Origin of the sequence: Bradyrhizobium sp. CCBAU 51753 (genome assembly GCF_015291565.1) — a bacterium.
In the GTDB taxonomy this organism is placed as follows: Bacteria; Pseudomonadota; Alphaproteobacteria; order Rhizobiales; family Xanthobacteraceae; genus Bradyrhizobium; species Bradyrhizobium ivorense.
In genome coordinates this window covers 7698556-7719790 of sequence record NZ_CP030037.1, presented here as the reverse complement: position 1 = coordinate 7719790, position 21235 = coordinate 7698556, and the positions used below count along the sequence as shown (strand labels likewise).

Annotated in this window: 19 protein-coding genes; 9 read left to right on the top strand and 10 right to left on the bottom strand. The window is 65.3% G+C overall.

Annotated elements, in window-relative coordinates; all coding sequences use genetic code 11:
* Positions 1–15 precede the first annotated feature (15 nt).
* The gene (locus XH93_RS35305; protein WP_194471007.1) at positions 16–1344 is read right to left on the bottom strand and encodes an MFS transporter; all 1329 of its coding nucleotides are present in this window, start codon (positions 1342–1344) and stop codon (positions 16–18) included.
* A 244-nt stretch (positions 1345–1588) separates the two neighbouring features.
* On the opposite strand from XH93_RS35305, the gene XH93_RS35300 reads away from it, so the two are divergent.
* Positions 1589–2524 (top strand): LysR family transcriptional regulator, encoded by a 936-nt coding sequence (locus tag XH93_RS35300; protein ID WP_194471006.1) that lies wholly within the window; start codon positions 1589–1591, stop codon positions 2522–2524.
* Here the strand turns inward: XH93_RS35300 and XH93_RS35295 are convergent, their stop codons facing one another.
* The 3 genes from XH93_RS35295 to XH93_RS35285 form a co-directional block, all read right to left on the bottom strand.
* Positions 2525–3235, bottom strand: a complete 711-nt coding sequence (locus XH93_RS35295; RefSeq protein ID WP_194471005.1) for a type 1 glutamine amidotransferase — start codon at positions 3233–3235, stop codon at positions 2525–2527.
* Between the two features lie 86 nt (positions 3236–3321).
* Positions 3322–4275, bottom strand: a complete 954-nt coding sequence (locus XH93_RS35290) for a hypothetical protein (RefSeq protein ID WP_194471004.1) — start codon at positions 4273–4275, stop codon at positions 3322–3324.
* 188 nt (positions 4276–4463) lie between these two features.
* Positions 4464–4937 (bottom strand): Lrp/AsnC family transcriptional regulator, encoded by a 474-nt coding sequence (locus tag XH93_RS35285; protein WP_172627118.1) that lies wholly within the window; start codon positions 4935–4937, stop codon positions 4464–4466.
* Between the two features lie 141 nt (positions 4938–5078).
* On the opposite strand from XH93_RS35285, the gene ald reads away from it, so the two are divergent.
* A complete protein-coding gene (gene ald / locus XH93_RS35280) occupies positions 5079–6194 on the top strand; it encodes an alanine dehydrogenase (protein ID WP_194471003.1) in 1116 nt (371 codons plus the stop codon).
* Positions 6195–6761: 567 nt separating this feature from the next.
* Here ald and XH93_RS35275 read toward each other — a convergent pair.
* Positions 6762–7550 (bottom strand): IclR family transcriptional regulator, encoded by a 789-nt coding sequence (locus XH93_RS35275; RefSeq protein ID WP_194471002.1) that lies wholly within the window; start codon positions 7548–7550, stop codon positions 6762–6764.
* A 142-nt stretch (positions 7551–7692) separates the two neighbouring features.
* On the opposite strand from XH93_RS35275, the gene leuC reads away from it, so the two are divergent.
* The 6 genes from leuC to XH93_RS35245 are packed head-to-tail and all read left to right on the top strand — an operon-like array spanning position 7693 to position 13609.
* Positions 7693–9096, top strand: a complete 1404-nt coding sequence (leuC, locus tag XH93_RS35270; RefSeq protein ID WP_194471001.1) for a 3-isopropylmalate dehydratase large subunit — start codon at positions 7693–7695, stop codon at positions 9094–9096.
* A 2-nt stretch (positions 9097–9098) separates the two neighbouring features.
* Positions 9099–9734: a 3-isopropylmalate dehydratase small subunit gene (gene leuD / locus XH93_RS35265; protein ID WP_194471000.1), complete on the top strand. Its 636-nt coding sequence runs from the start codon at positions 9099–9101 to the stop codon at positions 9732–9734.
* Positions 9731–10864: a 3-isopropylmalate dehydrogenase gene (leuB, locus tag XH93_RS35260; protein WP_194470999.1), complete on the top strand. Its 1134-nt coding sequence runs from the start codon at positions 9731–9733 to the stop codon at positions 10862–10864. The genes leuD and leuB overlap by 4 nt, the downstream gene beginning before the upstream one ends.
* Positions 10864–11910 (top strand): ABC transporter substrate-binding protein, encoded by a 1047-nt coding sequence (locus XH93_RS35255; protein WP_194470998.1) that lies wholly within the window; start codon positions 10864–10866, stop codon positions 11908–11910. The genes leuB and XH93_RS35255 overlap by 1 nt, the downstream gene beginning before the upstream one ends.
* A complete protein-coding gene (locus XH93_RS35250) occupies positions 11907–12740 on the top strand; it encodes an ABC transporter ATP-binding protein (protein ID WP_194470997.1) in 834 nt (277 codons plus the stop codon). Before XH93_RS35255 ends, XH93_RS35250 begins: the two co-directional genes overlap by 4 nt.
* Positions 12737–13609 carry an ABC transporter permease gene (locus XH93_RS35245; RefSeq protein ID WP_139486231.1) on the top strand — a complete coding sequence of 291 codons (873 nt, stop codon included), beginning with the start codon at positions 12737–12739 and terminating at the stop codon, positions 13607–13609. The genes XH93_RS35250 and XH93_RS35245 overlap by 4 nt, the downstream gene beginning before the upstream one ends.
* Before the next feature lie 50 nt (positions 13610–13659).
* Here the strand turns inward: XH93_RS35245 and XH93_RS35240 are convergent, their stop codons facing one another.
* On the bottom strand, positions 13660–13836 hold the full coding sequence (locus tag XH93_RS35240; protein WP_172627116.1) for a hypothetical protein: 177 nt from the start codon (positions 13834–13836) through the stop codon (positions 13660–13662).
* Positions 13837–14045: 209 nt separating this feature from the next.
* On the opposite strand from XH93_RS35240, the gene XH93_RS35235 reads away from it, so the two are divergent.
* Positions 14046–15551, top strand: a complete 1506-nt coding sequence (locus XH93_RS35235; protein ID WP_194470996.1) for a CYTH and CHAD domain-containing protein — start codon at positions 14046–14048, stop codon at positions 15549–15551.
* Between the two features lie 130 nt (positions 15552–15681).
* On the opposite strand, the gene garD is transcribed toward XH93_RS35235, so the two are convergent.
* From garD to kdgD, 4 genes are all read right to left on the bottom strand, one after another.
* Positions 15682–17223, bottom strand: coding sequence for a galactarate dehydratase (gene garD, locus XH93_RS35230; RefSeq protein WP_194470995.1), 1542 nt, complete (start codon positions 17221–17223; stop codon positions 15682–15684).
* A gap of 107 nt (positions 17224–17330) precedes the next feature.
* Positions 17331–18779 carry an aldehyde dehydrogenase family protein gene (locus XH93_RS35225; protein WP_194470994.1) on the bottom strand — a complete coding sequence of 483 codons (1449 nt, stop codon included), beginning with the start codon at positions 18777–18779 and terminating at the stop codon, positions 17331–17333.
* A 23-nt stretch (positions 18780–18802) separates the two neighbouring features.
* Entirely contained in the window at positions 18803–20158 is a 1356-nt protein-coding gene (gene gudD, locus XH93_RS35220) for a glucarate dehydratase (protein WP_194470993.1), read from the bottom strand.
* Positions 20159–20194: 36 nt separating this feature from the next.
* Positions 20195–21136: a 5-dehydro-4-deoxyglucarate dehydratase gene (gene kdgD / locus XH93_RS35215; protein ID WP_194470992.1), complete on the bottom strand. Its 942-nt coding sequence runs from the start codon at positions 21134–21136 to the stop codon at positions 20195–20197.
* Positions 21137–21235: the final 99 nt, after the last annotated feature.

Here is a 21235-nt window from a genome sequence, read left to right as displayed (position 1 = left end):
ATTGCACTCTCTCTTCTAATGCGTAGCGGATGACGGGATCGCGTGCGTCAGCTCCGCCTCGCGCGGTTTGATGCGCATGGTGGCGGCGATGGCGGAGGCGACGATCAGGAAGCCGGCGATCCCGACCAGCGCCCAGGAGAAGCTGCCGGTGGAATCCTTGATCAGGCCGATGCACCACGGCCCGATCAGCCCGCCGAACTGTGCCAGCGTGTTGACCATCGCGATCGCGGCGGCACCGGCGGCGCCGGTCAGCAGCGAGGCGTTGATGCTCCAGAACAGCGGGTTGCCGGCGTTCAGGCTGAAGCCGACGATGCAGAGGAACACGAACGCCAGCACCGGGCTGTGCACATAGGCGCTGCCGAGCATCGCGATCGCCGCCAATAGGTAGACGCCGGCAAGATGAAACTTGCGGTCGCCGGTCTTGTCCGAGCTGCGGCTGACCACGATGGTGCCGACGACGCCGAGCAGCGGCGGGATCGCCGAGAGAAAGCCGACCTGGATGTTGCTGAGCTCGCCCATGCCCTTGATGATCTGCGGCAGCCACAGCAACAGGCCATAGATGCCGACCAGCGCGCAGCCGAACAGCAAAGCCAGCAGCCAGACCCTGATATCGAGGACGCAGTCGATCACCCTGTGCCGCCCCTGTTGCTCGATCTCGGCCCGCTCGGCGGCGAGCTCGCCTTCCAGCCAGTCGGCTTGCTCTTTCGTGAGCCAGCTCGCCTTGGCCGGGCGGTCGGTCAGATAATAGAGCGTGAACAGGCCGAGCAGAATGGTCGGCACGCCCTCGGCGAGGAACATCCACTGCCAGCCGTGCAGGCCGCCGGCGCCGTCGAACCAGGTCATGATGCTGGTCGAGATCGGCCCGCCCAGCACGGCCGAGAACGAGCCGGCGATGATGTAGCCGGCGACCGCGCGGGCGCGGTAGCGCGCGGGAAACCAGTAGGTCAAATAGAGCACGACGCCCGGCATGAAGCCGGCTTCCGCGACGCCGAGGCCGAATCGCATCACATAGAGGCCGAGCGGATTCCAGACGAACGCGGTCAGCGCCGCGACCAGCCCCCAGGTGATCAGGATGCGCGCGAGCCAGATCCGTGCGCCGAGCAGATGCAGCATCAGATTGCTCGGCACCTCCAGCACCATGTAGCCGAGGAAGAAGATGCTGGCCGCGAAGCCGAAGATCGCCGGGCTGAGGCCAAGATCCTGGTTCATGGTCAGCCCGGCATAGCCGAGATTGATGCGGTCGAGATAGTTGAAGAACATCATCACGAACAGGATCGGGATCAGCCGCCAGTAGACGCGGCGGATGGTCTGGCGCTCCAGGTCGCTGACGGCAGGTTGGGCCATGATTTCCTCTCTTCTTGTTATTGATGGCGCCGGCGGACCAAGGGGAGGATCAGTCTCCGCCGCGAATTCGCATGGCAGACCGGCAGCGCGCGCGGCGCTCCGGCGCCCGGTCGTGATGCATAGTTTCGCGCGTTTCCCCTTGGGCTCCCTAGGAGCATCGGCATTATCGCGCCAAGATCGGGAAACGGTTCTGTGAGGTCAAATACCGCTTTGACCCCTCACTTATAGGGAAACGGAATAAGCGATGGATTACCGGCAGCTTCGCTACTTCATCGCCGTCGCCGAGGAGCTGAGCTTCAGCCGCGCCGCAAAACGGTTGCATGTCAGCCAGCCGCCGCTGAGCACGCAGATCAAGGCGATGGAGGAGGAACTCGGCACCCAGCTATTGTCGCGGACGCGGCGTGCCGTCGAGCTCACCCAGGCCGGCCAATTGCTGCTCGAGCACGCGCGGCGCGCCGTCGGCGAGCTCGATCTTGCGTCGGAGACGGTGCGCCGGGCCGCGCGCGGCGAAGCCGGCGTGGTCCGTGTCGGCTTCACCGACTCGGTGCCGATGCTCGACATGTTCGCCGAACTGTTCCGCAGCTTTCGCGCCAGCTATCCGCGGGTGAAGATCGAGCTCAGGCACATGTCGACCGCAAAGCAGCTGCAGGCGATGGCCGATGCCGAGCTCGATGTTGCGATCATGCGGCCGCCGCTCGACTTCCGGCCCGCGGCCGACCTGCAGGTGCACGTGGTCTGGCGCGACCGGCTGATGGCGTTTCTGCCGCTGGATCATCCGCTCGCCGCCGCGCCGGGCAAACTGCAGATGGCCGATCTCGCCGACTACGAATTCGTCGGCATGGCCGAGAGCGGCTGCGGCGTCGGCGATCAGGCCGCGATGCTGTGCCGGCGCGCCGGCTTTGCACCGCGCATCGCGCAGGAGGCGCATGAGCTGCGCACCGTGCTCAGCCTGGTCGCGGCGGGAATCGGGATTTCGGTGCTGCCGTCCTGCTATCAGCAGGCCGGCGTCATGAATGTCGTCGCCAGGACGCTGGATACGCCTGACGCCGAGAGCCGGATGCTGGTGGCGATGCGCTCCAGCGCCTCGCTGCTGCCGCGGCGGTTCGTCGAATACGCGCTGCAGGCGGCGTCGCGCAGCGGGCCGCCGCTTGCGGCGGAGGTTGCCGCCGCCGGCCGCTGATCAGCCGCGCGGACGGGTCAGGAAACGCGTGATCACGCCGCCGAGTTTGGCGTGATCGAGCGGTTCGGCGAGCGAGGCCTTGGCTGAAACGACCAGCGCGTCGGGCGCGCGGCCGCGGTGCAGGTCGCACAGCGCGTCGGCATAGTCGATGGAAAATTCCGGATGCGGCTGCACCGACAGCGTGGTGCCGCCATCGTAAAGCAGTCCGGCATGCGGCGTGAAATCGGACGACATGATGGTGCGCGCCGAGGCGGGCGGCGTGATCACCTGGTCCTGATGCGAGCAGGCGACCGCGATCTCCTCGCCCGCGATCAGGCCGTTGTCCTGCACCAGTTGGTAGATGTGGCGTCCCATGCCCCAGCCCTTGTCGGACTTGCGCACCGTGCCGCCGAGCGCCTGCGCGATCAGCTGATGGCCGAAGCAGACGCCGACCATCGGTGTACGCCGGTCATGGGCCGAGCGCACGAAAGCCTCGAGCGGCGCGATCCAGTCGAATTCGTCATAGACGCCGGCCGGTGATCCCGTGATCAGGATCGCATCCAGTGCCGCGGGGTCCGGAAGTCGCTCGCCATTGGGAATGCTGACTGTGTCGCAGGCGATCGACCCATCGGCGGCGGCGACCATTCGCGCGAACATCTGCGGATAGCTGCCGTGGCGCTCGCGGAACTGGGCGTTGACGAGGCCGGTTTCGATGATGGTGATACGAGGCATGAACGGCGCCGGCGGATGAGCGGGGACGGCCCCGCCTTTACTCCGAAAGCGCGCCGGGCCACAAGCCGCGCCCGGCGTTCATTCGATCAATTCTGCGACGGCGCCGCCGGCCCGATGGTCGCAGTGTGATGCGCCGCTGGCGTTGCGCTTACGACGGCCGGCGTCGTGCTGACGATTGCCGGCTCGGTGCGGTAGCGCGGCAGCTGGTCCTCGAGCGAATAGCCGACGCAGAGCGCAAGGCTCGACCACACCGCCATGCTGAAATACAGCGACATCCAGGCGATTTCCTCGCGCCATTCGGCGATGTCGTGGGTGACGACCCAGCGTGTGCTGACGTCGCGCAGGCCTTCGAGCGGGTGCAGCAGCGTGCCGCCGGCGGCGAGCTCGGCGCGCCAGCGGTTCAGATACATCGGCACGTCGACCGTCATCAGGAAGGCGAGGTAACCGGTGATGCCGACGATCGCGATGATGAAGGTCCAGCGCACCGGGCCGTGAAACTCCGGCAGCAGCCGGCACAAAGCGATGCCGACCAGGAAGAACACGACGGCCCAGATCGAATTCTCGATCGCGTTGCCGAGATAGTGTGTGGTCAGCACCGCATACCAGGAGAAGGCTTCCGCGATCAGGATCAGCGGCACGATGATCCATGCGATGTTCACCGTGGTCTCGGCGCCGGTCATGGTGCCGAGCTGATGCAGCACGATCGCCCATTGCGCGGCGAAGCAGACCTCGGCGACGGTGGCGACCGTGCGGCCGACCGCGACGCTCGACAGCCAGGTGTCGAACAGGCAGATGCGCTGCACATCGGCGCGCGGCAGGATCGAGCGGAAGGCGCAGCCGAACACATAGGCCGCGCACAGCAGCAGCATCAGGCCGATGCCGGACGAGTTGCCCAGGCTGCCGCTGCTCTGCTCGTGGAACTGGCGGTACAGCACAAACCAGACCGCGATGTTGGCGGCGCTGACCAGCGTCAGCAGGCCCCACCACCTGACCACCGGATTGGACCAGGCCAGCGAAACCGGCCGTGCCTGACGCTTCATGCTCAATTCACCACTCCGCGTGTTACCGAACCGACATTGATATGTAGCAATTCTGTCATAAAGGATAGGGAATCACGACTAAAAAATGCGTGTGGAGTGGGGGCGACAACCAGCGTCCTGACTCACGGCCGCGTCCGAAAAAGGTCGCGCGCCCGGAATGACGACGGAGTGTGACGCGCTGCCTCGCCTCAGCCGCGCAGCGCGGTTTCGGGGATGGTCCGCCGGACCACCTCACGCATCGCGAAGCTTGAATGGATGCGGGCGACGCCGGGCATGCGTGACAGATGCTGCTTGTGGATGCGCTCGAAGTCGGCGATGTCGCGCGCGATGACCTGCAGATGATAATCGTCGCTGCCGGACATCAGGTGGCAGGAGACGACGTCGGGGCAGCGCGCGATCGCGGCCTCGAACGCCGCCAGATAATCCTCGCTCTGCTTCTCCAGCGTGATGGTGACGACGACTGTGGTCACGAGACCAAGCGCTGATGGTTCGAGGTCGACGCGGTACCCTCTGATGACGCCGGTCTCCTCGAGATGACGGATGCGCCGCGCGCAGGCGGTCGGCGACAGCCCGACCTTCTCCGCAAGCTCGATCTGGCTGGCGCGGGCGTCGGACACCAGCTCGGCCAGGATTCGGAGATCGATACGGTCGAGACCGTCCACGCAGCTTTCCTCTAAGAATGCCGTCGAGCGCGAAGGATATGAGCGTATTCAGCTGTGATCAAGCCGGATTTCGCTGAGAAACGCCGTGTGACGGGGAATAGCCTCGATGTAGGCAGAAGCGAATCTTGCAAGGAGCGGACCATGCGCATCGGCGTGCCCAAGGAGATCAAGATCGAAGAGTATCGTGTCGGACTGACGCCGGCGTCGGTCCGCGAATATGTCGCGCATGGGCATGAGGTCGTGGTCCAGCGCGGCGCCGGTGAGGGCATCGGTGCTGGCGATGATGTCTACCGGCAGGCCGGCGCCAGCGTCGCCGACACCGCCGACGAGGTGTTTGCCACGGCCGACATGATCGTGAAGGTGAAGGAGCCGCAGCCGTCGGAATGGACGCGCTTGCGTGAAGGCCAGATCCTCTTCACCTATCTGCATCTCGCGCCCGATGTGCCGCAGACCAAAGGCCTGCTCGCCTCCGGCTGCACCGCAGTCGCCTATGAGACGGTCACCGACGCGCATGGCGGGCTGCCGCTGCTGGCGCCGATGAGCGAGGTCGCCGGCCGGCTTGCGATCGAGGCCGCGGGCGCGGCGCTGCGCAAATCCGCCGACGGCATGGGCAAGCTGCTCGGCGGCGTGCCCGGCGTTCCGCCAGCCAGGGTTGCGATCATCGGCGGCGGCGTGGTCGGCACCCATGCGGCGCGGATGGCGGCCGGGCTCGGCAGCGACGTCACCATCCTTGACCGCTCATTGCCGCGGCTGCGCCTGCTCGACGATCTCTTCGCCGGGCGCGTCCGCACCCGCTTCGCCACGCTGGAGGCGATCGAGCAGGAGATCATCGCCGCCGACGTCGTGATCGGCGCGGTGCTGGTGCCCGGCGCCAGCGCACCAAAACTCGTCTCGCGCGCGCAGCTGTCCAGCATGAAGCGCCGCGCGGTGCTGGTCGATGTCGCGATCGACCAGGGCGGCTGCTTCGAGACCTCGAAGCCGACCACGCATCAGGCGCCGACCTATCTGGTCGACGACATCGTGCATTACTGCGTCGCCAACATGCCGGGCGCGGTGCCGGTGACGTCGAGCCACGCGCTCAACCACGCCACGCTGCCGTTCGGCCTGGCGCTGGCAGCGAAGGGCTTGCGCGCGCTGGTCGAGGACCCGCATCTGCGCGCCGGCCTCAACGTCCATCGCGGCCGCATCACCAACCGCGCCGTCGCCGAGAGCCAGCATCTGCCGGCCGTGATGCCGGAGGAGGCGCTGGCGTCGTGAGAGTCCCGATCTCGTGCGGGTCCAACCTCTCCTTGAAAAGGGGAGGTCGCTTTGCTCGTAAGAGCAAAGCGGGTGGGGATCTGCGCTCTCCACGAGCAGCGTCGTCTGCGGCTGACCCCCATCCCGACCTTCCCCCTTTCAGGGGTAGGGCTATCGCATATGAAAGAAACCCGCGTGGAATCGATAGTTCTGCGAGGTGCGGGCCGAGCGGGCCTGTTCGCCATTCGCTGTCCGATTCCGATTTGTTCTCCATCCGATTCCCTTGCTCGTTCGGGGCTCGCTCGTGCCACGCCAAGCCAAGTATCGGAAGGGACTCGGGAATTGCCATATGCGATAGCCCTACTTTCAGGAGGAAGGAGAAGACAGACCTTTAGCCTGTAGCCCGGATGCAGCGCAGCGAAATCCGGGTAGGTCCTTCCGCGGAGACCGGCCCCGGATTGCGCTACGCTCCATCCGGGCTACGCACTGTCGTCTGGTGCGCAATTGCGCACGGGAGCAGGGACGACACTCAGGATGTTGCGACATCCGTCGCCGGCATCCGCACGATGCATTCAGCGTCCTGAGACGTCATTTCCGAGAGTATCTTCGCCCGGTTTCATCGGTCAGTTTTTCCAGCCGACGCTGCATGACTTCAATGATGAGCTCGCGCTTTGCCGCGATTCGTTCGATTGGTCCGCCGATGCCGATAGCGAGCGGAGCGCGTCTCTTCGGCAGCGGAACAAGCATGCCTATCGTGTTTGCACCCGGCGTCGTGCGGCCGCCTGACTCGGAAAACCCGCGTCGGCGGATGCGCTCGACCTCTTCGAGAAAGACCGATTCTCGAACGCGCACCGATTGATCCGGCTCTTCGGCGTTATTGCGACGGATAATGCCGCGCACGGTTGCGTTCGGCATTTGGCTCAGCAGCACGTGTCCGAGGGCGGTACGAACCATCGGTCGTATTTGACCAGCTTGAGCAGTGTACTGAAGCCGCGAGGTGCTGGGTACAACGTGAAGATACTGCATCCCCGCGGCGCCCGCCTGATGTCCAAGCATAACGGTTTCGCCGCCAGTCGCCCTCCAGAGTTCCTCCATCAGGTCGGTGAGCTTGGTATCGCGGAACGGAGAACGACGGATCCAATCACCAAGCAGGTTTACCCGATAGCTAGGTAGGAAACGCCGGGTCAGTCGGTCGTATTCAAGGTAGTGCAATGCAACGAGACTGCTCAGCAACACCGAAGTGCTCGATTGGGGCATCTCCAGCGCGGCAGAAATTTCAGTCACGGACGCAGCCCGCTTTGTTTCCCGAAAGAACTCCAGAACCGCAAAAGTCCGCATCGCCGATTTGACGATGGTCGTCTTGTTCGAGTTCGGCATGCCTGTCTCCGCGGGGCAATTGCCGCACCTCTATCACATATGTGATGTTAGGGCGAAACGGCTTCACTTCAGGGCAACTTTGGCACAGATTGGCGTCAATTAGATCAAACCGCATGGAAACGCAGAGCGCAGGGGAAGGCGGATGCCCGGACGAAGCCTGTTCGAGAAGATCTGGGACCAGCATGTCATTGCCCGGTTGAACGAGGACACGGACCTCCTTCATATCGACCGCCATCTGCTGCACGATCTCGGCGGCTCGCGCGGCCTGCTCGACCTCAAGAGCCGGGGGCTCAAGGTCCACAATCCCGAGCTGACCTTTGCGACGCCGGATCATGCGATCTCCACTGCGCCCGGGCGCGCCGGAACCAGCAAGATCGGACTGGAATTGCTGGCCGCGCTCCGGGTCGAGACCTCCGAGAGCGGCATCACATTGTTCGACGTCGACCAGCCCGGCCAGGGCATCGTCCATGTCATCGGGCCGGAGCTTGGCCTGAGCCTGCCGGGCGCAACCATCGTCTGCGGCGATAGCCACACCTGCACCCATGGCGGCCTCGGCGCACTCGCCTTCGGCATCGGATCGAGCGAGCTCGCCCATGTGCTGGCAACGCAGGCGCTGATCCAGCGCCGGCCCAAAACGCTGCGCGCGCGGTTTGAGGGCAAATTGCCGCTCGGCGTCACCGCCAAGGACATGATCCTGGCGCTGATCGGCCATATCGGCGCCGCCGGCGGCACCGGCTATGCCGTCGAATATGCCGGCAGTGCGATCCGCGAGCTGTCAATCGAGGGCCGGCTCACGATCTGCAACCTCTCGATCGAGCTCGGCGCCAAGATGGGCATGGTCGCGCCCGACGAGAAGACCTTTGAATATTTGCGCGGTCGCCCTTATGCGCCGACAGGAGAGATGTGGGAGCTCGCGGTCAAGGCCTGGCGCGAACTGCCGAGCGATCCCGACGCCGTGTTCGACCGCGAGGTCACGATCGACGTCACAAAAATCATTCCGCAGGTGACCTGGGGCACCAGCCCCGAGCATGTCATCGGCGTCGACGGCAAAATTCCCGATCCGAAGGCGGTCGACGATCCCGCGCGCCGCGCCGCGATCGAGACCGCGCTGGAATATATGGGTCTTAAGGGCGGCGCGCCGATTGCGGGCACGCCGGTCGACTGGGTGTTCATCGGCTCCTGCACCAACAGCCGGCTCAGCGATCTGCGCGCGGCGGCCGAGGTGGCGCGCGGCCGCAAGGTTGCGGCCGGCGTCCGCGCCTGGGTGGTGCCGGGTTCCGAGAACGTCAAGCGCGAAGCGGTCGCCGAAGGGCTCGACAAGATCTTCGTCGAGGCCGGCTTCGAATGGCGCGAGCCGGGCTGCTCGATGTGCCTCGCCGCCAATGGCGAGGTGGTGGCGCCCGGGCAGCGCTCGGTCTCGACCTCGAACCGCAACTTCGTCGGCCGGCAGGGGCCGCGGGCGCGGACGCATCTGGCAAGCCCGGCGAGCGCCGCAGCCTCGGCCATTGCCGGTGCGATCGCCGACGTCAGGATGATGGGGCGCTGAAAATGCCAAAACCGTTCGACAAGCTGACCGCAACGGCCGCGCCGATCATGCGCGCCAACATCGATACCGACGTGATCATCCGCATCGAGCGGCTGGTCGGCAATTCGATCCGCGGCACGCTCGGCAAATGGGCGTTCGGCTCGCTGCGCTATCTGCCTGACGGCTCGGAGAACCCGGACTTCATCCTCAACCGCGAGCCGTATCGGGAGGCGGAGATCCTGGTCACCGGGCCGAATTTCGGCTGCGGCTCGTCGCGCGAAGGTGCGGTGTGGTCGCTGCAGGAGCGCGGCATCCGCGCCATCATCGGCTCCGGCTTCGGCGACATCTTCTTCGCCAACTGTTTCCAGAACGGCATCCTGCCCATCATCGTCGACAAGGCGGTGGTCGATCAGCTTGCCGCCGACATCGAGGCGACGCAGGGCGCCGGTAAGGTCTCGATCGATCTGGAGGCGCAGACCATCGTCTCGCCCTCGGGCGCACGGCATTCCTTCGAGATCGATCCGCGGCGGCGCGAAGGGCTGCTGAAGGGTCTCGACGAGGTCGCGCTGACATTGCAGCGCGATGACGAAATCCACGCCTTCCAGGCCGCCGACCGCGCGGCGCGCCCCTGGATTCACTCGACAAGGATATCCGCATGAGCACGCAATCCAACATGATCAAGGTCGCCGTGGTCGGCGGCGAGGGCATCGGTCCCGAAGTCACCACGCAGTCGCGCCGTGTGCTCGAATGGTTCGCCGCCAACCGCGGCGTGCCGATGACGCTGCGCGACGCCGAATATGGCCTGATCCCGTACCTCAAGACCGGCAAGGTGCTGCCGGAGGACACTGCCGAGGCGATGGATGAGGCCGACGCGATCCTGTGGGGCGCGACCGGCGGTCCTGAAACCACCGAGGTGCCGGCGGCGGCACGCAAGGCCGGCAGCCTCCTCGGCCTGCGCAGCAAATACGATCTCTACGCCAACTTAAGGCCGATCGTAGCGAGCCCGTCATTGTCGGCCTCTGCGCCGCTGAAGGCTGAAGTGCTCGACGGCGTCGATTTCGTCATCATTCGCGAGTTGACCAGCGGTATCTATTTCGGCGAACCGCGCGGCATCGAGACGCTGCCCGACGGCCAGCGCCGCGGCTTCAACACCGAGCAATACACCACCAACCAGATCCGCCGGGTGGCGCGCGCCGCCTTCGAGCTGGCGCGGACCCGCCGGGGCAAGGTCTGCTCGGTCGACAAGGCCAACGTGCTGGAGACCAGCGTGGTCTGGCGCGAGGAAATGATCGCGCTGCATAAGGAAGAGTTCTCGGACGTCGAGCTCACCCATCTCTATGTCGACAACGCCGCGATGCAGATCGTGCGCGAGCCGCGGCAATTCGACGTGATGGTGACGGGCAACATTTTTGGCGACATCCTGTCCGACTGCGCGGCGATGGCCTCGGGCTCGCTCGGCATGCTGCCGTCGGCCTCGCTCGGCCCGGTCGATCGCTACGGCCGCCGCAAGGCGCTGTACGAGCCGGTGCATGGCAGCGCGCCCGACATCGCCGGCAAGGGCATCGCCAATCCGCTCGGCTCGATCCTCAGCGTCGCGATGCTGCTGCGGCTGACGCTTAACCGTCCGGAGGACGCCGACCTGCTGGAGCAGGCGGTGCAGACCGCGCTCGCCTCCGGCGCGCGGACTGCCGACATCGCCGAGGCGGGCGCGAAAAAACTCTCCACCGTCGAGATGGGCGACGCGGTGCTGCGCGCGCTGGACAAGGTGTCAGCGAAGGAGAACGCTTGATGGCCAATATCTCGAGACGCTCGGCGCTGACGGTGATCGCGGCGAGTGGCGCGGCACTTGCCACCCGGCGGGCCGGGGCGCAGGCGATGAGCGGCCGCGCGATCTATCCGGTCGCGGTGCCGGTCTACCAAACGCAATTCATCGCCGACCGCATCGGCTACTTCAAGGAGGCCGGGCTCGATTGCAAGCTGCTGCAGGGCGGCAGCGGGGTGAAGACCCGCGAGATCATCGCCTCGTCGCAGGGCGACATCGGGATCGGCGACGTCACCCATCCGATGCAGCTGACCAATCATGGCCGCGCGGCGCGCGTGCTGTTGCCGGTGGATACCAGATCGAACTCGGTGATGTTCATCATCCGCAAGGACCTGAAGGACCAGGGCATCAACTCGCTGGAGGCTTTTACACAGTGGAAGCGGCCCGACGGCCGCAAGCCGATCGTCTCGGTGTCCTCGCTCGGCGGTACCAACCATGTCTGGTCGTCCTACTACATGGAAACCATGGGACTCGACGACAAGGTGACTTGGATCGGTACCGGCAATGTCGACACCATGCTGGGCTCCTTGAAGTCGAAGCAGGTCGACATCCTCGTCTCTTCGCTGTCGCTGTTGACCGACGCGCAGAAAAACGGTTGGGGCGAATTGCTGTTCGACGGCACCGACGAGGCGATCTGGAACAAGCATATCGGCGGCAAGGTCCCGGTCACCGGGCATTTCACGTTGCAGGCGACGATCGACAAGGACCCGGCCAAGATGCAGGCCTATGTCACCGCGCTATGGCGCGCGGCGCAGTGGATCAAGGCGCACAAGGCGGACGAGGTCTACGACGCGATCGAGCCATATGTCGGCAGCACGTCGCGTGAATCCAACATGCTCGAGATCGCCTCGATCCAGAAGGTCGCGGATTATGACGGCAGGGTCGACGCTGCGAGCTTCGCGCGCGGTGAAAAAGTCTGGTTCCGCGAGATGACCGGCATCAAGCCGCTGAAGATCGCGGACGTGATCAATTCGACCCTGATCGAGGCAGCACGAAAGGCCTATCCGGGTTGAGCGCGCTGGAGACAAGCGAAAGGTTAGCGCCACGCTCGCAGGCTGATCGCCGCGTCGAGGTCAAGGGGCTGAGCAAGTCGTTCCAGCTCGCCAAGACCACGATCGAGGCGGTGCGCGACGTGACGTTCGACGTCCGCCGCGGCGAGTTCGTCGCGCTGCTCGGGCCGTCGGGCTCCGGCAAGAGCACCGTGCTCAACATGATCGCCTCGCTGATCCGCCCCACCGGTGGCGAAATCCTGATCGACGGCAAGCGCGTCATCCCGGGCAAGGCGACATCGGATGTCGGCTATGTGTTCCAGCGCGACACGCTGTTTCCCTGGCGCACCGTCGGTGACAACATCGGCTACGGGCTCGAGCTGTCGGGCGTGCCGGCGCAGGAGCGCAAGGCGCGCATCGCCGAATGCGTTGCGCAAGCCGGCCTCAAGGGATTCGAGAACGCCTATCCGTCGGCACTCTCCGGCGGCATGCGGCAGCGCGCGGCGCTGATGCGCACGCTGATCGTCGAGCCGCAGATCCTCCTGATGGACGAGCCGTTCGGCGCGCTCGACACCCACACCAAGATCGATATGCATGAGGTGCTGTTGCGGATCTGGGAGCGCGAGCAGCAGACCGTGCTGTTCGTCACCCACGATCTCGGCGAGGCGCTGACGCTCGCCGACCGCATCATCCTGTTCTCGGCACGGCCGGGCCGCATCAAGGACATGTTTACGGTCGATTTCGCGCGGCCGCGCGACGCGGTGAAGGTGCGCGAGACGCCGCGCTATGCCGAGCTGTTCCAGCACATCTGGCATTCGCTCGGCGAGGAATTCGTCAAGGGCCGCAGCGCATGAAGCGATACAGCACGCTGAACACGGTGGGTTGGCAGGTCCTGATCTGCGCCATCGTGCTGTCGGTCTGGCAATGGGGCCACGATCTGCACGCGAGATTGCCGTGGCTGGTGCCGGATCTGCTCGATCCGTACTTCATCTCCAAGCCGTCGATGATCTGGGACAATTTTTTGATCCAGAGTTGTCTGACCTCGAAGCTCGGCGTCTTCAACGGCTGGTTCAACGGCGATTTTGCAAAATGCCTGGCGCGCAACGAGAACAATCTGTGGGCGGCAACGGCGATCACGCTGAAAAACACTTTCTTCGGCTTCGTCACCGGTGTGGTCTCCGGCTTCATCGCCGGGCTGATCCTGGGGCGCTCCGATCGCCTGAGCGCGATCTTTCAGCCGTTCATCACCGCGGTGAATTCGATCCCGCGCATCGCGCTGGCGCCGATCATCGTGCTGGCGTTCGGGATCGGCGACATGTCGAAGATCGTGACCTCCTGGATCGTGGTCGTGTTCCTGGTATTCTTCAACACCTTTGAAGGCGCCCGCTCGATCGACGAGGGCTTTACCAACGCCGCGCGGCTGCTTGGCGCCAGCGAGTGGCAGATCACCCGCACGGTGGTGATCCCCTCGACCATGGCCTGGGTGTTCGCCTCGCTGACGCCTGCGATCTCGTTCGCGCTGATCGGGGTGATCGTCGGCGAGTTCATCGGCGCCGAGCGCGGCATTGGCCGGCTCATCATCGAGTCGGAGGCGCGCGGCGAGGCCTCCGGCATGATGGTCGCGGTGGTCGTGCTGATGCTGGTGGGCGTCGTGCTGTCGGCGATCATCTGGCGGCTGCAGGCCTATCTGCTGCGCTGGCAGCGGCAGCGGACCGCGGAGTAAGAGGCGGCCCGGAACGCATCTCAGCGTCGGCTCGGGCCGCCCTTGAAGTCTCAGGCCGCGTGTTCCGACGGCGAGCTCTCGCCGTCGAGCCAGTCCTGCTCCCGCGCCAGCGCGCGCCAGGCTGCTTCCATCCGCTTGTAGCGATTGCAGGTCGGCTCGTCGGATGCGTGCTCGGCGAGTTGGGCGCAGTTCTCCGCATTGTCGAGAAAATGCTGCGACTGCTTCATGGAACGTCCTCCTTGTTAATGAGGACGTGGGAGATCATTTCAGGCTATTCAACGCGCGGAACGTGATCATTTCGCCACAGTGGTGAACGCGCGTTCACCGAGTTCCACGATTGCGCCTGCGGACAATTTGCCCCGGCCGCTTCGTGATTGCGCCCTGAACGTGCCGCCAGCGTTGTCGGATCGAGCAGTATGAACGCCGCGGAGGGACCATGGCGATTGAGACGGAACTCAAGTTCCGCGTTGCCGCGAGCAAGCTGAAGATGCTGGCGAAGCCGCGGATTGCCGGCGTCAGGAGTCATGAGCCATCCGCGCGCGAGCTGGTCTCGACCTATTTCGACACCACGAAGCACAAGCTGAAGCGGCATGGTATCACGCTTCGGGTGCGGCAGGACGGCGACACGCGCGTCCAGACCATCAAGGCAGCCGAATGCGCGCAGTTCGGCCGCGGCGAATGGGAGAGGGAGCTCGACGGCGATGGGCCCGATCTCGGCAAGGCTGAGGGCACGCCGCTCGATGCGCTGGTATCCCGGAAGCTGCGCGACAAGCTGAAGCCCATCTTCGAGACATCGGTGCGGCGCATCACCGTGCCGCTGCGCACCAAGCGGAGCGCGATCGAGCTTGCCATCGATCGCGGCCATACCACGGCCGGACAGCGTTCGCACCCGATTCAGGAGATCGAGCTTGAGCTGAAGAGCGGGCGGCTGCTCGACCTGTTTCGGGTTGCGAGGGCACTGGAACGCAAGGCCGGCGCCGAGCTCGACATGCGCTCGAAATCCGAGCACGGATACGAGCTTGGCGGCGAGGCGGATCATCTCGCCGTCTCGGCCGAAAGCATCGTGCTGGGCCGCGGGCTGACGGCCGGCAATGCGTTTCGGGTGATCGCGCGGTCGGCGTTCCGGCACTTTTCGGCAAATGCCGATGCGGTTCGCGAAGGCGAGGCTGAAGGCATTCGCCAGATGCGGGTCGGCCTGCGCCGGCTGCGTGCGGCGATCTCGCTGTTCTCGAAGATATTGACCGGGCCGAGCACCGAAGAGATCAAGGGCGAGCTGAAGTGGCTGACCAGCGAGCTTGCGCCCGCGCGTGAACTTGATGTGTTCGTCAGGGAGGACATCGAGCCGGCCTCGCACGATGCGCTGCTGCGGCGTGGCGGCAGCGCGATCAGGCGGGAATTTTCCGGGCGCCGTGATCGCGCCTTTGCGCGTGCGAAGAAGGCGGTGAGCTCGTCGCGGTACCGCTCCTTGCTGATCGACACGCTGCAATGGATCGAATCGAAGCAGACAGTCGCAGCGGACGATGAGGGCGGCCCGATCGACGCGTTCGCTGCCGCGGTGCTGCATCGCCGGATCAGGAAGCTGCGCAGGGATGGCCGGCGTCTCGACCGCCTGTCGGCCGAGGAGCGGCACAAGGTCCGGATCCGAGCCAAGAAGATCAGATATGCGGTCGATTTCTTTGAAAGCCTGTTCCCGGGCAAGCGCGAGCGGAAGCGGCTTGCGCGGCTGTCAAAGCACCTGAAGCGCGTCCAGGACGCGCTCGGCTCGCTCAACGATTTCGCGGCGCATCGCAAGCTTGCGGTCGATGCCGCGCTGAAGGCGCCGCATCAGAAGGAGCGCGCCCGTGCCTTTGCGTCGGGCGTGGTGCTCGGCCGCGAGCAGCAGGCGGTCAAGCCGCTGATCAAGATCGCCGTGAAGGAAGTGCGCGGGCTGGAGCGGTTTTGAGCGGATTGTCAAAGCTCGTCATTCCGGGGCGACACGTCAGCGTCGAACTCGGAATCCATCGAACCGCAGAGCAGGTGGATGAATGGATTCCGGGTTCTCGCTTCGCGAGCCCCGGAATGACGATCGGGGGTTAAGTCACCGGCGCCGGGTTGAACAGCGTGAGATCGTTATGAATGCCCCAGCGGTCCGACCACGGCTTCGTCCTGCCGCTGGCGACGTCGAGGATCAGGTGGAACAGGTCCCAGCCGGTTTCCTCGATGGTCTGCTCGCCGGTTGCGATGCAGCCGGCGTCGAAATCGATCAGATCCTTCCAGCGCCGCGCCAGCTCGCTGCGGGTCGCGACCTTGATCACGGGGGCGGCGGCAAGGCCGTAGGGCGTGCCGCGGCCGGTGGTGAACACCTGCAAGGTCATGCCGGAGGCGAGCTGCAGCGTGCCGCAGATGAAATCGCTGGCCGGCGTCGCCGCGAACAGCATGCCCTTCTGCCGCGCCTTCTCGCCGGGCGCCAGCACGCCGGTGATCGGGCCGGATCCCGACTTGACGATCGAGCCGAGGGATTTCTCGACGATGTTGGCAAGCCCGCCCTTCTTGTTGCCCGGCGTGGTGTTGGCGCTGCGGTCGGCGCCGCCGCGGGCGAGATAGGCGTCGTACCACGCCATTTCGCGGATCAGCGCGCGGCCGACATCCTCGTTGACGGCGCGGCGGGTGAGAAGCTGGATCGCATCGCGCACCTCGGTCACTTCCGAGAACATCACGGTCGCGCCCGACTGCACCAGCAGGTCGGCGGCGAAGCCGACCGCGGGATTGGCGGTGACGCCGGAGAACGCATCGCTGCCGCCGCATTGCAGGCCGATCACGAGATCGGAGGCCGGACACGTCTCGCGCTTGCGGGTGTTGAGCACCTTCAGCCGCGCCTCGGCCTGGGTCATGATGGCCTCGACGATCGCGCCAAAGCCGTCGAACGCCTCGTCCTGCATCCGCACGATGGCATTATCGACGCCTTCCGGCACCAGCCGTTCCGGCGCCAGCTTCTCGCAGCCGAGGCCGACGACCAAAATCTCGCCGCCGAAATTCGGATTGAGCGCGAGGTTCTGCAGGGTACGGATCGGCACCACGGCGTCAGGTGCCGTGATCGCGACGCCGCAGCCATAGGCATGGGTCAGCGGCACCACGTCGTCGACATTGGGATATTTCGGCAGCAGCTCGGCGCGAATGCGCTTCACCGCATATTCCATCGTGCCCTTGACGCATTGCACCGAGGACGAGATGCCGAGGATGTTCTTGGTTCCGACCGAGCCGTCGGGATTGCGAAAGCCCTCGAAGGTGAAGCCTTCAAGCGGCGGCAGCGCAGGGGGTACGGCGGTTGCGATCTCGAGCTGATCGAGCGGCGGCGCCTCGGGCATGCGGATGCGCGCCTCGTCGACCCATTCGCCGGCCAGAATCGGCGATAGCGCATATCCGATCACTTCGCCGTAGCGGATGATCGGCGCGCCCTCGGCGATGTCTTCCAGCGCGGTCTTGTGGCCCTGCGGCACGAAGGTGCGCAAGGTCAGGCCGCAGGCGAAGCGCGAGCCGGCGGGCAGGCCGAAATCATTCACCACGATCGCGACATTGTCGCGCGCGTTGAGCTTGATGTAGCGGGGCTGCTCCTTGGCGCCGATCGACTGGTCCATGCGGACTCCAGGATTTGTAGGGTGGGTTAGCCGAAGGCGTAACCCACCATGTTTGTGCGTCGTGGTCATATGGTGGGTTACGCCTTCGGCTAACCCACCCTACGGTCTCAACCCGGGAACGTGTAGGCCGTCTTCACCGTGGTGTAGAACTCGCGGGCATAGGCGCCCTGTTCGCGCGCGCCGTAGCTCGAGCCTTTGCGGCCGCCGAACGGCACGTGGTAGTCGACACCGGCGGTCGGCAGGTTGACCATCACCATGCCGGACTCGCTGTTGCGCTTGTAGTGCGAGGCGTATTTCAGGCTTGACGTGCAGATGCCCGAGGCAAGGCCGAACTCGGTGTCGTTGGAGATCGCCAGCGCCTCCTCGTAGTCCTTGGCGCGGATCACGCAGGCGACCGGGCCGAAGATTTCCTCACGCGCGATGCGCATGGAATTGGTGGTCTCGGTGAACAGTGCGGGCTGCAGGTAGAAGCCGGGCGTCTCGCGGTTGAGCAGTTCGCCGCCCCAATGCAGGCGGGCACCTTCGTCCTGGCCGATCTTGATGTAGCGGAGGTCCTGGTCGAGCTGGCTCTGGTCGACGACGGGGCCGACATGCACGCCGCTCTTCAGCGCGTCGTCGACCGAAAGCCCCTTCATCCGCTCGGTCATCGCGGCGACGAAGCGATCGTGAATGCCTGCGGTGACGATCAGGCGCGACGACGCCGTGCAGCGCTGGCCGGTGGAGAAATAGGCGCCGTTGACGGCGACCTCGACCGCGACCCTGAGGTCGGCGTCGTCGAGCACCACCAGCGGGTTCTTGCCGCCCATCTCGAGCTGGAACTTCTTCATCGGCGTCGAGAGCACGCAGGCCTGCGCGATCTTGCGCCCGGTCGCGACCGAGCCGGTGAAGGAGATCGCGGCGACATCAGGATGCTCGAGCAGGGTCTGGCCGACCACCGAGCCCGAGCCGACCACGAGATTGAAGACACCGGAGGGAAGCCCGGAGCGCGCGATGATCTCGGACAGCGCATGTGCCGAACCCGGCACCAGCTCGGCCGGCTTGAACACCACGGTGTTGCCGTAGCAGAGCGCGGGCGCGATCTTCCAGGCCGGGATCGCGATCGGGAAATTCCACGGCGTGATCATGCCGACGACGCCGACCGGCTCGCGCGTGATCTCGACCTCGAGGCCGGGCCGCACCGACGCGCCCTTCTCGCCGGTCAGCCGCAGTGCCTCGCCGGCGAAGAACGCAAAGATCTGCCCGGCGCGCGCGACCTCGCCGATGCCTTCGGGGAGCGTCTTGCCTTCCTCGCGCGCGAGCAGGCGGCCGAGCTCTTCCTTGCGGGCGAGGATTTCGACCGAAATCTTGTTCAGTGCATCAAAGCGCTCCTGCGGCGTCGCGCGCGACCAGGCCGGGAAGGCGGCCTTGGCGGCGGCGATCGCCTTTTCGGTCTGCGCCTTGTCGGCCTTGGCGTATTCGCCGACCACGTCATTGGTGTTGGAGGGGTTGATGTCCCGCGTGATGCCTGATCCGTCGATCCATTCGCCGGCGATAAAATTCTTCTGATGAGCGGTCATGGTTCTCTCCAACCTTTTCGTTGTTAGCGCACGAGGCAGGGACGCTTGTCGTCAAAGGTCCAGCCCGGGATCAGGAACTGCATGGCGAGCGCATCGTCGCGGGCGCCGAGGCCATGCTGCTTGTATAGCGCGTTCGCGGCTTCGATGGCAGCGCGATCGATCTCGATGCCGAGGCCCGGCCGGTCCGGTATCGCGATCTTGCCGCCCTTGATCTGCAGCGGCGCCTTGGTCAACGCCTGACCGTCCTGCCAGATCCAGTGGGTGTCGATCGCGGTCACCTTGCCGGGCGCGGCGGCGCCGACATGGGTGAACATCGCCAGCGAGATATCAAAGTGGTTGTTGGAGTGCGAGCCCCAGGTCAGGCCGTTGTCGCGGCAGGTCTGCGCCACCCGCACCGAGCCCTGCATGGTCCAGAAATGCGGATCGGCGAGCGGAATGTCGACGGCCCCCAGCCGCAGCGCGTGAGAGAGCTGGCGCCAGTCGGTGGCGATCATGTTGGTTGCGGTCGGCAGGGCGGTGGCGCGGCGGAACTCGGCCATGATCTCGCGGCCGGAGAAGCCGGCCTCGGCGCCGCAGGGGTCCTCGGCATAGGCGAGCACGCCACCCATGTTGCTGCAGAGCCGGATCGCCTCATCGAGCGACCAGGCACCGTTCGGATCGAGCGTGACGCGGGCGTTCGGAAAGCGCTTTGCGATCGCGGTGACGGCCTCGATCTCCTGCTCGCCGCGAAGCACGCCGCCCTTGAGCTTGAAATCGGCAAAGCCGTAATGCGCCTGGGTGGCTTCGGCGAGGCGCACGATCGCCTCCGGCGTCATCGCCTCCTGGTGACGCAGATTGAACCAGTCCGGCTTGCCGGTCTCGCCTTCGACATAGGGAAGGCTGGTCTTCCTGCGGTCGCCGACGAAAAAGAGATAGCCGAGCGTCTCGACGCTGGCGCGCTGCTGACCTTCGCCGAGCAGCGCCGCGACCGGGAGCGCGAGATGCTGGCCGAGCAGATCGAGCAGTGCGGATTCCACCGCGGTCACCGCATGGATGGTGACGCGGAGGTCAAAGGTTTGCTTGCCGCGGCCGCCGGCGTCGCGGTCGGCGAATTTCTCGCGCATCGACGCCAGGATGTTGTTGAGCGCACCGATGGTCTGGCCGACGACGAGGTCGCTGGCGTCCTCCAGCGTCTTGCGGATCTTCTCGCCGCCCGGCACCTCGCCGACGCCGCTGTGGCCGGAATTGTCGGTGAGGATGACGAGGTTGCGGGTGAAGAACGGCGCATGCGCGCCGCTGAGATTGAGGAGCATGCCGTCGCGGCCGGCGACCGGGATCACCTCCATCGCCGTGACGACGGGGGCGCCGGAAAAACCGGCGCGGACCGTATCCTGGATCATCTGCTCCTCCCTTTGTCTTGTTGTTCGCCCTGCGCTCTATTCTGCCGCCTGTTGCGTCGCCGCCTGCGGCAGCTTCGCCACCAGCGCCGCAAGCTCGGCGATCTCCTGCTCCGCGAGATCGGTCAGCGGCGGCCGCACCGGGCCGGAATCGCGACTGATCACCTTCATGCCGGCCTTGATGATCGACACCGCATAGCCCTTCTTGCGGTTGCGTATCGCGATCAGCGGCAGGATGAAATCCTTCAAGCCTGCATGGATGGTCTGATGATCGCGCCGGCGCACCGCGGCGTAGAAATTGGTGGCGAATTCCGGCACGAAGTTGAACACCGCCGACGAATAGGTCGTGACACCCATGTCGAGATAGGGCAGCGCAAAGGTTTCCGCCGTGGGCAGCCCGCCGATATAGGTCAGGCGGTCGCCGAGCTTGGTGTAGACCCGGGTCATCAGCTCGATATCGCCGATACCGTCCTTGTAGCCGACGAGGTTCGGGCAGCGTTCGCACAGCCGTGCCAGCGTGTCGGGCTGCAGGATCGCATTGTCGCGGTTGTAGACGATGACGCCGATCTTCACCGATGAACAGATAGCCTCGACATGGGCGGCGAGCCCATCCTGCTCGGAATGGGTGAGATAGGGCGGTAGCAGCAGCAGGCCATCGGCGCCGGCCTTCTCCGCGCCGACCGCGATCTCGCGCGCGATCGCGGTGCCGTAGCCGGTGCCGGCGAGCACGGGCACGCGGCCTTTGGTCTCCTCGACCGCGACCTTCACGATCTGCGGAACCTCGGTCGGCGTCAGCGAGAAGAATTCGCCGGTGCCGCCGGCCGCGAACAGGCCGGCGACGTCATAGCCGCACAGCCAGTCCATGTTGGCGCGGTAGGTCGCCTCATCGAACGAATGATCCGCCTTGAACGGGGTCACGGGAAACGACAAGAGGCCGCCGCCGATTTGCCGGGCCATCTCCTGAGGGGTCATCTTGCTCATGGCGCCACTCCTTCAAAATTCTCGCAAAATTCTTGCAAAGTCCCTGGGAACTGGATGCGCGAGAGCGCGCGTCCATGGCGTCGTTTTAGGAAACGGTTC

Bases quoted from the DNA above. Each gene is read 5' to 3' on its own strand.
- XH93_RS35305 (WP_194471007.1), bottom strand. From the start codon at position 1,344: ATGGCCCAACCTGCCGTCAGCGACCTGGAGCGCCAGACCATCCGCCGC.
- XH93_RS35300 (WP_194471006.1), top strand. From the start codon at position 1,589: ATGGATTACCGGCAGCTTCGCTACTTCATCGCCGTCGCCGAGGAGCTG.
- XH93_RS35295 (WP_194471005.1), bottom strand. From the start codon at position 3,235: ATGCCTCGTATCACCATCATCGAAACCGGCCTCGTCAACGCCCAGTTC.
- XH93_RS35290 (WP_194471004.1), bottom strand. From the start codon at position 4,275: ATGAAGCGTCAGGCACGGCCGGTTTCGCTGGCCTGGTCCAATCCGGTG.
- ald (WP_194471003.1), top strand. From the start codon at position 5,079: ATGCGCATCGGCGTGCCCAAGGAGATCAAGATCGAAGAGTATCGTGTC.
- XH93_RS35275 (WP_194471002.1), bottom strand. From the start codon at position 7,550: ATGCCGAACTCGAACAAGACGACCATCGTCAAATCGGCGATGCGGACT.
- leuC (WP_194471001.1), top strand. From the start codon at position 7,693: ATGCCCGGACGAAGCCTGTTCGAGAAGATCTGGGACCAGCATGTCATT.
- leuD (WP_194471000.1), top strand. From the start codon at position 9,099: ATGCCAAAACCGTTCGACAAGCTGACCGCAACGGCCGCGCCGATCATG.
- leuB (WP_194470999.1), top strand. From the start codon at position 9,731: ATGAGCACGCAATCCAACATGATCAAGGTCGCCGTGGTCGGCGGCGAG.
- XH93_RS35255 (WP_194470998.1), top strand. From the start codon at position 10,864: ATGGCCAATATCTCGAGACGCTCGGCGCTGACGGTGATCGCGGCGAGT.
- XH93_RS35245 (WP_139486231.1), top strand. From the start codon at position 12,737: ATGAAGCGATACAGCACGCTGAACACGGTGGGTTGGCAGGTCCTGATC.
- XH93_RS35240 (WP_172627116.1), bottom strand. From the start codon at position 13,836: ATGAAGCAGTCGCAGCATTTTCTCGACAATGCGGAGAACTGCGCCCAA.
- XH93_RS35235 (WP_194470996.1), top strand. From the start codon at position 14,046: ATGGCGATTGAGACGGAACTCAAGTTCCGCGTTGCCGCGAGCAAGCTG.
- garD (WP_194470995.1), bottom strand. From the start codon at position 17,223: ATGGACCAGTCGATCGGCGCCAAGGAGCAGCCCCGCTACATCAAGCTC.
- XH93_RS35225 (WP_194470994.1), bottom strand. From the start codon at position 18,779: ATGACCGCTCATCAGAAGAATTTTATCGCCGGCGAATGGATCGACGGA.
- gudD (WP_194470993.1), bottom strand. From the start codon at position 20,158: ATGATCCAGGATACGGTCCGCGCCGGTTTTTCCGGCGCCCCCGTCGTC.
- kdgD (WP_194470992.1), bottom strand. From the start codon at position 21,136: ATGAGCAAGATGACCCCTCAGGAGATGGCCCGGCAAATCGGCGGCGGC.